Origin of the sequence: Thermomonospora catenispora (assembly GCF_006363815.1) — a bacterium.
Lineage (GTDB): Bacteria > Actinomycetota > Actinomycetes > Streptosporangiales > Streptosporangiaceae > Thermomonospora > Thermomonospora catenispora.
On record NZ_RRYT01000060.1, the window covers coordinates 1 to 10,635 of the forward strand.

The following is a 10,635-nucleotide window of genomic DNA, read 5'->3' on the forward strand; positions in this document are numbered from 1 at the left end:
CTCCGAACCCGCGGCGGAGGGGAGCGGCTGGGGCGCAGTGGCCGCCTCCGCGGGAGTCCCTCCGCCGGGACGCTCCGGGAGCGCCATCTCCCGTGTCCTGTCGTCGTGTGCTCCGTCCGTCACTACCGCCGTCCTCCTTGAGAACCCCCGTTCGCTATGCGCAAGATATCCGGTTTTGGAGCACGTGGGGGGCGGGACGGTCGACCCGCTCATACCTATTCGCGCATCTTGCGGCGATAAGTGAAAATATTGCGGCGGCATCGGCCATTCTATATTCCGCTTGTTTGTCGGGTAAATTTCGCAATACGGCTTGCGCAGCGTTCGGCCGACGACAATGCTTCCGGTATATCGGGCCGCAGATCATCGAACGGGGAGGGTCCGAAATGACATCCGAAGGCAGCGCCGCGCCCGTCGCGGCCACCGACGCCGACCTACGGCTGGCCCACCTGGAACGACTCGCCGATGCGCTGACCGACCGGGGTCTGCAGGTGCGGCTCAGCGCCCCCACCGAACGGCCGGCCAGCCTGCACGTGATCAATCCACGGGCCACCGCGCTCACCGAGAACATCCTGGCCGAGAACGGCGCCGACGGCTGGTGGTACTGGTGGTCATGGGCCGAGCGGATCGCCGCGGTCGACGACCTGGAGACCGCCGCCGACCGCATCGCCCGGGTGCTGGCCGCGGAGTGAGGGTTCAGGGGCGCGGCTCGCGGGGCAGCCCCAGCGCCCGTTCGCCGATGAGATTGCGCTGGATTTCGCTCGATCCGGCGTAGATCGTGTCGGCCCGGCTGAACAGGAACAGCCGCTGCGCGTCGGTGGGCTCATAGCGGTCCGGCGGAGCGGGCTCGGTCAGCAGCCCGGACGCGCCCTGCACGTCCATCGCCAGCTCCCCCAGCCGCCGATGCCACTCGGACCAGTACAGCTTGGTGATGGACACCTCCGGTCCCGGCTCCCCGGCGGCCAGCGAGCGCATCGTGCGCAGCGCGTTGAACCGCATGATCTCCAGCTCGATCCACGCCCGCGCCAGCCTGTCCCGCAGCAGGGGGTCGCGGGCCGCGCCGGTCCGGCGCGCGGTGTCGATCACCGCCTCCAGCTCACGGCGGAACAACAGCTGCTGACCCAGCGTGGAGGCGCCCCGCTCGTACCCGAGCGTCGCCATCGCCACCCGCCAACCGTCGCCCGGCGCCCCCAGGATGTTGGCCGCGGCGGTCCGCGCCCCGTCGAAGAAGATCTCGTTGAACTCGCTGCCGCCCGTCATCTGCACGATCGGCCGGACCTCGATCCCGGGCTGCCGCATCGGCACCAGCAGGTACGACAGCCCGCGGTGCCGCGTGCTGCCCGGCTCGGTGCGGCACAGCACGAAGCACCAGTCGGCCACGTGCGCCAGCGAGGTCCACACCTTCTGTCCGTGGATCACCCATTCGTCGCCGACCAGCTCGGCCCGCGTCCGCACGTTCGCCAGATCCGAGCCGGCGTCCGGTTCGGAGTACCCCTGGCACCACAGCTCCTCACCGCGCCGGATCGGCGGCAGGAACCGCCGTTTCTGCTCCTCGGTGCCGAAGTCGATGATCGTCGGCCCGATCAGCCCTTCGCCGATGTGCCCCACCCGGTGCGGCGCCCCGGCCCGCGCGTACTCCTCGAAGAAGACGACCTGCTCCTCCAGCGTGGCGTTCCGCCCGCCGTACTCGACCGGCCAGCCCAGGCACGTCCAGCCGGCCCTGCCCAGGTGGCGTTCCCACGCCACCCGGATCTCGTGTCCCTCGTGCTCGCGGCCCGGACCGCCCAACCCGCGCGCGGCGGCGAACTCGCCCGACAGGTTGGCCTCCAGCCAGGACCGCACCTCGTGCCGGAAACGCTCCAGCCCGTCGTCGCCGTCGGCCATCGCACCCTCCTGCGCCCGCGTTCCGCCGTGGCGTCCTCAATTACAGGGGCTCGGGCCGTGGCGCGTTCCCGCGGTCCCGCTGGGCGGACGGGTCAGGACGCGGCGGACAGGCTCGCCGCGTGCTCGATGAGGGTGATCAGGACCTCCTTGGCCGACTCCCGTCGCCGGGCGTCGCAGGTCAGCACCGGGACGTGCGGATCCACATCCAGCGCCTCCCGGATCTCGGCCAGGCTGTACCGGTGGGCGCCGTCGAAGCAGTTGACCGCCACGATGAACGGGATCCGGCGCCGTTCGAAGTAGTCGATCGCGCCGAAGCTGGCGGTCAGCCTGCGGGTGTCGGCCAGCACCACCGCGCCGATCGCGCCGCGCGACAGCTCGTTCCACATGAACCAGAACCGCTCCTGCCCGGGCGTGCCGAACAGGTAGATGACCACCCCGTCGCGCAGCGTGATGCGGCCGAAGTCCATCGCCACGGTGGTGGTGGCCTTCGTCTCCACCCCCGAGGTGTCGTCCACGCCGACGCTCACGTCGGTCAGGTGCTCCTCGGTGCGCAACGGCCGGATCTCGCTGACGCTGGAGACCAGGGTGGTCTTGCCGACCCCGAAGCCGCCGGCCACCAGGATCTTCAGCGCCAGCCGGGGACCGTCGTCAAAGCGCCCGGAGCTCATCGATCACCCTCCTCAGCAGGCCGGGATCGGGCCGGGCCCCCGTCAGCGGTCGGGTCACCTCGAGCAGCCGGTTCTCTAGCAGCTCCTCGGCCAGCACGCCGACCACCCCCAGCGGAAGGCCCAGCTCCGAGGCCAGGTCGGCGACGGTGTGCGGGCGCCGGCACAGCGTCAGCAGCCGCTGCTGCTCGCGGGTCAGCCGGACCCGGGCGGGCGCCGGCCGTCCGGTGGCGATGAGGATCGTCACGACGTCCAGCGGCTCGCCCCGCGGCCGGGCCCGCCCCCTGGTCAGCGCGTACGGGCGCACCAGCGGTCCCGCGGCCTCGTCGAGCCAGCGCTCGCGCGGGTGATCCGGCTGCATCGCGCTCACCCGGCGGTCGGTCGGGGCGTCGTGGACAGGTGCTTGCGCATCCGCTTGACCAGCATCGTCATCTCATAGGCCACCAGTCCGGCGTTGGCGTCGGCGTCGCTGAGCAGGGCCAGGCAGCTGCCGCTGCCCGCCGGCACCACGAAGAACAGCCCCTTCTCCAGCTCCACGATGGTCTGCCGCACCTCGCCGCAGGCCAGGTGCGGCCCGGCGCCCACCGCCAGGCTGTGGAACCCGGCGGCCAGCGCCGCCAGGTACTCGCCCTCCTCCCGGGACACCCCCCGGGAGGAACCCATCACCAGGCCGTCCCGCGACAGCACGATCGCCTTGCGGATCTGGCCCACCCGATCCACCAGATCGTCCAGCAGCCAGCCCAGTTCCGCGGTGACTCCGGTCACGACCCACCTCCCTCAGCGGTCCCGGTCCCCTCCGGGCCGTCCTCCTCCTCGGCGCGCCCGCGCAGCCATCCGTTCTGCAGTGAGGCCAGCAGGTCGCGGCTGTGCTCCGCGGACCGGTCCCGGGCCGGGTCCGCCGGATCGTCCGACTGCGCCGGGTCGTCGGGACCGACGTCGCGCAGCTGGGGGACCAGGTTGGCCTGGCGGATCCGGCGGGGGAGCGGGAGCGGCCCGCCGTCGGCCGGGGAGATCCGGCCCGGGTCACCGGTCCCGTTCACCGGGGGCGGGCCCGCCGGGCTCGGACCCGTCGGGGGCGCCGGCGGCGGACCGGCGAGCGGTTGCCGTGTCGGGTCCGACCACGACCGGGGGGCGGGGACCTCGGCCGCGCCGGGCGCAGGGGGCAGGTCCAACGGGTCGGGGGCCTGCGGCGCGCGCGGGCCGGCCGCACCGGCCGGTCCGGTGATCGCTCCGACCGTCTCGGCGTCGTCGCCCTCGGGCAGCGCGTCGGTGACCAGGTTCGGCGGCAGCAGCACCACCGCGCAGGTCCCGCCGTACACCGACTCCTGCAGCGCGACCCTCACCCCGTGCCGGGCGGCCAGCCGTGCCACCACGAACAGGCCCAGCCGGTCGGTGTCGGCCAGGTCGAACTCCGGGGGGTCGGCCAGCCGCTGGTTCAGCGCCGCCCGCTCGTGCGGGTCGATGCCGATGCCCCGGTCGATCACCTCGATCACGTACCCGTTGGCGACCATCTCGCCGCGCACCAGGACCTCGGTGTTCGGCGGCGAGAACACCGTGGCGTTCTCCACCAGCTCGGCCAGCAGGTGCACGATGTCGGCGACCGCCGCGCCGGTCAGCGACATCGACGTGGAGGTCACCACCTCGACCCGGGTGTAGTCCTCCACTTCGGAGACGGCCGAGCGCAGCACGTCCTCCAGCGGCACCGGCCGGCTCCAGCCGCGTCCCGGGGCGGCGCCGGACAGGATGATCAGGCCTTCGGCGTGCCGCCGCATCCGGGTGGTCAGATGGTCGATGCGGAACAGGTCCTCCAGCACGTCCGGGTCGGTGACCCGGCGCTCCATCTCGTCCAGCATCCGCAGCTGGCGGTGCAGCAGGGACTGGCTGCGCCAGGCCAGGTTGAGGAACACCCGGGAGACGCCCTTGCGCAGGTGCGCCTCGCTGACGGCGGTCTCCACGGCGGTGCGCCGCACCTTGTCGAAGGCCGCCGCCACGTGGGCCACCTCGGTGGTCCGGGCGGTCGGCAACGGGGCCGTCTCGACCGGGTCCACCTCCTCGCCGCGGCGCAGCCGGTCCACCACGTCCGGAAGCCGCTCGTCGGCCAGGGAGTCGGCGGCCCGCTGCAGCTCCCGCAGCTCCTGCACGTGCCGCCGGGCGGACAGCACCGACAGCACGATGGAGACGACGACCACCAGCAGCCCCACGCCGCCGGCCGCCACCAGCTGCACCACGATCCGGTCGCCGTGCTCGGAGGTCCGGCGCTCCAGGTCCATGCCCGCCTTGGTGAACGTCTCGCTCAAGGTGGCGATGGCCGCGGGCACCGTCTGCGCCCACTTCTCCGTCTCGGCCGGGAGCCGCGCGCCGCGCCCTTGGGTCAGCGCCGTCTCCAGCTCCATGTAGCGCTGGTAGTCCGGGGAGCGGAGGTACTCGCGCATGGCGGCGGCCGGCGCTCCGCCGAGGTCGGTCAGGCCCTGCTCCAGATGCTGCCGCCGGGTCGCGGCCCAGCGCACCGCCGCGGCGCGCTCGGCCGCGGTGAGCCGGCCGCCGGCGGCCCGCGCCGCGGTGACCAGCGTGTCCTGGCGCATCATGTACTCCAGCGACCAGGAGATGGTGATCAGGGCGCGGCCCTGCTGGAAGATCTCGACGTCGTCGATCCGCAGGCTGTGGAACATCCGGTGGGCGTCGTCGACGAGCTCCCCGTAGCCCTCGATGAGCTGGACGGTGTCCAGCCTGCGGGCGTCGGCCTGAGCGCGCAGCACCCCCAGCCCGTTCAGGTCGTTGAGCAGCCTGTTCAGCTGCTCCTGCGCGTTCGGGCCCACCTTGGCGTCGATGCCCCTCTGGGCCGCCGCGCGCAGGTCGGTCACCGCGGCATTGGTCCGCTCCCGCTGGGCGTCCAGATCGGCCCGGCCCCGGGTCCCCTGCGTGCTGAGGTAGATCGAGGTCAGCGCGCGCTCCCGCTGCAGGTGCGCCATCATCACCGCGGCCGGGTTGTTGACCCGGTCGTAGACGTCGGCGATGGCGTAGCGGTTGAGCGCCGCGTCCACGGCGTCGGCGGCCGCGTACGCCCACAGGGCGATCAGCGAGACCAGCGGTATGACCAGCAGCGTGGCGATGCGGCGGCGGATCGAGCGGCGCCTCGGTCGACGTCGCGGCCCCGTGGGTTCGGTTTCGGCGACGGTCATGCTGGGCGCCCCTCCTCAGTGGAAACAGGCCCGCGCGGCCCCGACCGCTTCCGGCGACGATCGGAAGGCGCGCTGAGCCTGAAATCCAGTGCTTCGTCCTGCTCCCTTGGGCGACTTATGGTTCCCGGGCGACTTCGGGGACGCAAGCCTGTGCATGTGGTCTTATGGATGACCAGCCCTGGTATGTTCTGTTGAATCCGACAGTCGGTAATAAATAGTGCATTTGGCCGTGTCGAGTGGGCTACCATCCCGCCATGGTTGAGGCGGTGATCTTCGACTGGGCCGGCACCCTCACCCCCTGGCACGACATCGAGAACGGCGAGCTGTGGCGGCGGATCTGCGCCGCCCACCTCGACCCGAACGAGGCCGAGGAGGCGGCCGCCAGGCTGCTGGCCGCCGAGGAGGAGCTGTGGCGCCGCTCCCGCGAGGAGCACCGCAGCGCGACCCTCGAGGAGCTGTTCGCCCTCGCCGGCGTCGAGCCGAGCGAGGAGATGCTGGCCACCAAGTTCCGGCTCTGGGAGCCCTACACCCTCACCGACCCCGACGCCCCCGCCGTCCTGGAGCACCTGCGGTCCCGCGGCATCCGGGTCGGGGTGCTGTCCAACACCGTCTGGTCCCGCGAGTGGCACGAGCGGTTCTTCGACCGCGACGGGGTGTCGCCGCTCATCGACGGCGCCGTCTACAGCAGCGAGATCCCCTGGACCAAGCCGCACCCCGAGGCGTTCCGCGCCGCCATGGCGGCGGTCGGCGCGGACGACCCCGCCCGCTGCGTGTTCGTGGGCGACCGCCCCTTCGAGGACGTCCACGGCGCCAAGACGGCGGGCATGCGCGCGGTCCAGGTCTGGCACCGCACCGCCGACCGCCTCCCCGGCAGCCGCCCCGGCCTGCTCCCGCCCGACGCCGTCGTCCACCGCCTGGCCGAGCTCAAGGAGCACATCGACGCCTGGCTCGCCTGACGCCGCCCGCGTCCGCCTAACGGCGAGGGGACAGGGCGGAGGGGGGGAGCGCGGGGAAGGCGGCGCCGTCCGGAGGGTCGCCCGCCGTCCGCCGCCAGGCGACGGCGCGACCGGCGGCCTCCTGCATCGCCACGGCGGCGTACCGCCGCAGCTCGGGCTCGTCGGCTCCGGCCAGCCCCAGATAGGCGGCCAGCACGCGGTCCTCCAGGGCGGCCGCGAGCCGGGCGGCCGTCTGCGCCGAGGAGACCCGCACCGGGAGCCGGTACGCCGCCGCGGCCGCGACCGGGCGGGCGCCCCGGGCGGAGACGTGGGCGGCGAGCTCGTCGCGACGGGTGCGATGGGCGTTCATGACGAGCCGGGCCGTCTCCCGGTCGTCCCCCTCCAGGCGCGCCCCCGCCACGCCGTAGCCGTAGACGGCGGCGTGCTCGGCGGCCAGCGCGCCCTGCAGCGCGTCGATCGTGCGGTTCATCGCCCGTCCCCGGCGAGCAGCGCGGCGTGCCCCGCCTCACAGGCGCCGATGCTGGCCAGCAGCTGGGCCATCCCCGGGGCCACCCCCCGCACGTCCTCGGCCCGGGCCGCCGCCGCGCCGCGCTCCGCCCGCGCCAGCAGCTCCAGCGCCTCCTCGGGCGAGGGGGGAACGGCCGGCGGCGTCGCCGCGGGGGGCGTCACGGCGGCGGAGGAGGCGACGGTGCCGGGGATGTGATGACGCCGCAGCACCGTCAGATGCTCGCGGTGCCGGGCCAGCACCGGGCCCAGCCGCCCGGCCAGATCCGCGTGGGCGCGCAGCACCGCCTCGTACAACCGGACCAGGCCCGTCTCCCCGGCGATGGCCGAGACGAGGACGGCCACGTCGGGCGACGGGGCGGGCGCGGCGCGAGGCTCGTCCCGCGCGCATCCCCCGAGCGCGACGCCGCCCAGGCCCCCCAGCACGACCCGCCGGGGCACGGCTGTCCTGGCTGCCGACAAGCCGATCTCCTCCCCCGTGAGCCGACCTCTTTCCGTGATCGGCCTGACGCGGCCAGAAAGTATCCCACAACGACGGCCCGCGGCCCCGGCGGCGGGGACGGCGTCGCGGAAAGAACGCTGGCCCGTCCGCGTGTCGATAGGCTGGAACACGCAACCTGCGGCGCCCGCACCAGGAGGAGGTCCCCATGAGCGCTGAATCCGGCCGCGGCCGTGCTCGGCGGGCCTCGTCCCGTCCGGAGCGACGGATCCCCGCCGGCGGAGCCTCGCGCGCCCGGCTGGTGGCGGAACTGACCCGGTTGGTGACGCCGTTGGCCGCCGCGGAGGGCATGGACCTGGAGGAGATCGACGTCCGTCCGGCGGGACGGCGCCGACTGGTGCGGATCGTGGTGGACGCCGACGGCGGGGTCAGCCTGGACGACGTGACGACCCTGAACCAGGCGGTGTCGGCCAGATTGGACCAGACCGATCTGATGGGCACCGCCCCGTACGTGCTGGAGGTCACCTCGCCCGGGGTGGACCGCCCGCTGACCGAGCCGCGGCACTGGCGCCGGGCGGTCGGGCGGCTGGTGCGCACCGCGCCGGCCGAGGGCGGGCCCGTCGAGGGCCGGGTGATCGCCGCCGACGAGGAGGGCGTGGTGCTGGAGATCGCCGGGCGGCGCCGTCGCTTCGCCTACGACGAGCTGGGCCGCGGCAGGGTGCAGGTGGAGTTCCGCCGCCCGGAGGAGACCGCCGGAGCGGACGGTGCGACGGCCGACGATGAGCTCGCCGACCTGGGAGCCGACGAGGCCGGGAACTGAGGGGGGCTTACGTGGACATCGATATGGCCGCACTGCGCGCCCTGGAGAGCGAGAAGGACATCTCGCTCGATCTGGTCGTCAAGGCGATCGAGGACGCCATGCTCATCGCCTACCACCGCACCGAGGGGGCGGCGCCCAAGGCCCGGGTGGAGCTGGACCGCAAGACCGGGCACGTCACGGTGTGGGCGGCCGAGACCGACGACGAGGGCAACGTCCTGCGGGAATACGACGACACCCCGGAGGGTTTCTCCCGTATCGCGGCGACCACGGCCAAGCAGGTCATCCTGCAGAAGCTGCGGGACGCCGAGGACGAGGTGACGTTCGGCGAGTACGCCGGGCGGGAGGGGGACATCGTCTCCGGGGTGATCCAGCAGGGCAAGGACCCGCGCAACGTGCTGGTCGACCTGGGGCGCATCGAGGCGATCCTGCCGCCCGCCGAGCAGGTGCCCGGCGAGACCTACGAGCACGGCGACCGGCTGCGGGCGTACGTGGTGCAGGTCCGCAAGGGGCACCGGGGCCCGTCGGTGCAGCTGTCGCGCACCCACCCCAACCTGGTCCGCAAGCTGTTCGCGCTGGAGGTCCCCGAGATCGCCGACGGCACCGTGGAGATCGCGGCGATCGCCCGGGAGGCCGGCCACCGCACCAAGATCGCGGTGCGCTCCCACAAGCCCGGGGTGAACGCCAAGGGCGCCTGCATCGGCCCCATGGGCAGCCGGGTGCGCAACGTGATGCACGAGCTGCGCGGCGAGAAGATCGACATCGTCGACTGGTCGGACGATCCGGCCGAGTTCGTCGGCAACGCGCTCTCACCGGCCCGGGTGAGCAGCGTGCACGTGGTCGACGCGGCGGCTCGGGTGGCCCGGGTGATCGTGCCCGACTACCAGCTGTCGCTGGCGATCGGCAAGGAGGGGCAGAACGCCCGGCTGGCCGCCCGGCTGACCGGCTGGCGGATCGACATCCGCCCGGACACCGAGCAGCAGGCCGGGCCGGAGGTGGACACCGATCGGAGTGAGTCCGATACGTCCGGATCAAGCACAGAGCATGCGACAGGTCCCGCCGACGCGTCGGCGCGGTAGACTCATGACACGTGGCCCGGTCGCTCAGGGTGCTGTCCCATGCCGTACCTGTGTGGGCTGCCGGGTTCGCACGGCCAAGTCCGACCTGCTGCGCCTGGTGGTGGTCGAGGGCAGGATCGTCCCCGACCCCCGAGGACGGCTGCCGGGGCGGGGTGCGTCCATACACCCCGATCCGGGATGCCTCGAGCTCGCAGAACGTCGTCGGGCGTTCCCCAGGGCCTTCCGGGTCCCAGGGCCACTCGACGTCGGCCCGCTGCGGGAATACCTTGAGGCACGAACCGGGCGGCATGCGGATGGCCAACGGTAAGCGACGTCTAGTCGGAAGCAGGTCGAGATTGCTATGAGCGCTCGATGAGCACGCCGCGATGAGTACGGCAAGTTAGCGACGGCCCGGAGGCCGCTACCTCCCGGGCCGAGTAGGGAGTGCAGTGGCGAAGGTCCGGGTTTACGAGCTCGCCAAGGAGTTCGGAGTAGAGAGCAAGGTCGTCATGGCCAAGCTCCAGGAGATGGGCGAGTTCGTACGTTCGGCGTCCTCGACGATCGAGGCGCCGGTCGTTCGAAAGCTCACCGAAGCTTTTTCCAATTCTTCACAGACGGAGGAGAAGAAGGCCGGCGGCAAGTCGCAGGACTCCGGCCGGAAGCCGGGGGCGGCTTCCAAGCCCTCCGCGAGCGCCCAGGCCGGTGCTCGCCCTGCGGCGCCCAAGCCGGGACCGGCCCCCAAGCCGGGTCCCGCGCCCAAGCCGGGTCCGCGTCCCGGCGCTCAGCAGGCTCCCCGTCCCGGCGCCGCCCGTCCCGCGGCGCCCAAGCCGGGACCCGTCCCGCAGGCGCCGGGCTCCGGCGGCGCGCGTCCCCGGCCACAGGCGCCCGCCGCGCAGGGCGGGCAGGCCGTTCCCAAGCCGCCGTCGGCCCCCGGCGCCCCGAGTGCGGGACAGGGCGGTTCCGCGGTGCCCAAGCCGGGCCCGCGCGCGCCCAAGCCGGGTCCGCGTCCCGGCCCCCGTCCGGGCGCCCCGCGCCCCGGCAACAACCCGTTCAGCTCGACCAACACCGGGATGGGCACCACGCCCAAGCCGGGTCCGCGTCCCGCCCCGCCGCCGAGCGCGCGCGGTGAGCGTCCC

13 protein-coding genes are annotated in these 10,635 nt (G+C 73.3%); 6 read left to right on the forward strand and 7 right to left on the reverse strand.

Annotated features, from left to right (window positions below):
• Window positions 1-383 precede the first annotated feature (383 nt).
• Window positions 384-689 (forward strand): hypothetical protein, encoded by a 306-nt coding sequence (locus EIO00_RS23380; protein WP_140182500.1) that lies wholly within the window; start codon window positions 384-386, stop codon window positions 687-689.
• A gap of 4 nt (window positions 690-693) precedes the next feature.
• Here EIO00_RS23380 and EIO00_RS23385 read toward each other — a convergent pair whose 3' ends face one another.
• From EIO00_RS23385 to EIO00_RS23405, 5 genes are all read right to left on the reverse strand, one after another.
• On the reverse strand, window positions 694-1,881 hold the full coding sequence (locus EIO00_RS23385; protein ID WP_140182502.1) for an acyl-CoA dehydrogenase family protein: 1,188 nt from the start codon (window positions 1,879-1,881) through the stop codon (window positions 694-696).
• Between the two features lie 92 nt (window positions 1,882-1,973).
• Window positions 1,974-2,549, reverse strand: coding sequence for a GTP-binding protein (locus EIO00_RS23390; RefSeq protein WP_140182504.1), 576 nt, complete (start codon window positions 2,547-2,549; stop codon window positions 1,974-1,976).
• Entirely contained in the window at window positions 2,530-2,907 is a 378-nt protein-coding gene (locus EIO00_RS23395; protein WP_140182517.1) for a DUF742 domain-containing protein, read from the reverse strand. Before EIO00_RS23395 ends, EIO00_RS23390 begins: the two co-directional genes overlap by 20 nt.
• Before the next feature lie 5 nt (window positions 2,908-2,912).
• A complete protein-coding gene (locus EIO00_RS23400) occupies window positions 2,913-3,311 on the reverse strand; it encodes a roadblock/LC7 domain-containing protein (protein ID WP_140182506.1) in 399 nt (132 codons plus the stop codon).
• Window positions 3,308-5,725, reverse strand: a complete 2,418-nt coding sequence (locus EIO00_RS23405; RefSeq protein ID WP_140182508.1) for a sensor histidine kinase — start codon at window positions 5,723-5,725, stop codon at window positions 3,308-3,310. The genes EIO00_RS23400 and EIO00_RS23405 overlap by 4 nt, the downstream gene beginning before the upstream one ends.
• A 254-nt stretch (window positions 5,726-5,979) precedes the next feature.
• Between EIO00_RS23405 and EIO00_RS23410 the strand changes: the two genes are divergently transcribed.
• Complete coding sequence (locus tag EIO00_RS23410) at window positions 5,980-6,681, forward strand: HAD family hydrolase (protein ID WP_140182510.1); 702 nt, start codon at window positions 5,980-5,982, stop codon at window positions 6,679-6,681.
• Window positions 6,682-6,697: 16 nt separating this feature from the next.
• Here EIO00_RS23410 and EIO00_RS23415 read toward each other — a convergent pair whose 3' ends face one another.
• A complete protein-coding gene (locus tag EIO00_RS23415) occupies window positions 6,698-7,150 on the reverse strand; it encodes a ferritin-like domain-containing protein (RefSeq protein ID WP_140182512.1) in 453 nt (150 codons plus the stop codon).
• On the reverse strand, window positions 7,147-7,647 hold the full coding sequence (locus EIO00_RS23420) for a hypothetical protein (RefSeq protein WP_241661554.1): 501 nt from the start codon (window positions 7,645-7,647) through the stop codon (window positions 7,147-7,149). Before EIO00_RS23420 ends, EIO00_RS23415 begins: the two co-directional genes overlap by 4 nt.
• Window positions 7,648-7,832: 185 nt before the next feature.
• Here EIO00_RS23420 and rimP point away from each other — a divergent pair, with 185 nt between their 5' ends.
• From rimP to EIO00_RS23440, 4 genes are all read left to right on the forward strand, one after another.
• Complete coding sequence (gene rimP, locus EIO00_RS23425) at window positions 7,833-8,444, forward strand: ribosome maturation factor RimP (RefSeq protein ID WP_140182514.1); 612 nt, start codon at window positions 7,833-7,835, stop codon at window positions 8,442-8,444.
• A gap of 23 nt (window positions 8,445-8,467) precedes the next feature.
• Window positions 8,468-9,520: a transcription termination factor NusA gene (nusA, locus tag EIO00_RS23430; RefSeq protein WP_140182521.1), complete on the forward strand. Its 1,053-nt coding sequence runs from the start codon at window positions 8,468-8,470 to the stop codon at window positions 9,518-9,520.
• Between the two features lie 4 nt (window positions 9,521-9,524).
• Window positions 9,525-9,827: a YlxR family protein gene (locus EIO00_RS23435; protein ID WP_140182515.1), complete on the forward strand. Its 303-nt coding sequence runs from the start codon at window positions 9,525-9,527 to the stop codon at window positions 9,825-9,827.
• A 121-nt stretch (window positions 9,828-9,948) separates the two neighbouring features.
• Window positions 9,949-10,635 (forward strand): translation initiation factor IF-2 N-terminal domain-containing protein (locus EIO00_RS23440; RefSeq protein WP_175596320.1); only part of this gene is annotated, 687 nt, incomplete at its 3' end.

Excerpts from the sequence above, each read along its gene's own strand:
- EIO00_RS23405 (WP_140182508.1), bottom strand. The coding sequence starts at position 5,725 with ATGACCGTCGCCGAAACCGAACCCACGGGGCCGCGACGTCGACCGAGG.
- EIO00_RS23395 (WP_140182517.1), bottom strand. The coding sequence starts at position 2,907 with ATGCAGCCGGATCACCCGCGCGAGCGCTGGCTCGACGAGGCCGCGGGA.
- EIO00_RS23390 (WP_140182504.1), bottom strand. The coding sequence starts at position 2,549 with ATGAGCTCCGGGCGCTTTGACGACGGTCCCCGGCTGGCGCTGAAGATC.
- EIO00_RS23415 (WP_140182512.1), bottom strand. The coding sequence starts at position 7,150 with ATGAACCGCACGATCGACGCGCTGCAGGGCGCGCTGGCCGCCGAGCAC.
- EIO00_RS23435 (WP_140182515.1), top strand. The coding sequence starts at position 9,525 with ATGACACGTGGCCCGGTCGCTCAGGGTGCTGTCCCATGCCGTACCTGT.
- rimP (WP_140182514.1), top strand. The coding sequence starts at position 7,833 with ATGAGCGCTGAATCCGGCCGCGGCCGTGCTCGGCGGGCCTCGTCCCGT.
- EIO00_RS23385 (WP_140182502.1), bottom strand. The coding sequence starts at position 1,881 with ATGGCCGACGGCGACGACGGGCTGGAGCGTTTCCGGCACGAGGTGCGG.
- EIO00_RS23410 (WP_140182510.1), top strand. The coding sequence starts at position 5,980 with ATGGTTGAGGCGGTGATCTTCGACTGGGCCGGCACCCTCACCCCCTGG.
- nusA (WP_140182521.1), top strand. The coding sequence starts at position 8,468 with ATGGCCGCACTGCGCGCCCTGGAGAGCGAGAAGGACATCTCGCTCGAT.
- EIO00_RS23380 (WP_140182500.1), top strand. The coding sequence starts at position 384 with ATGACATCCGAAGGCAGCGCCGCGCCCGTCGCGGCCACCGACGCCGAC.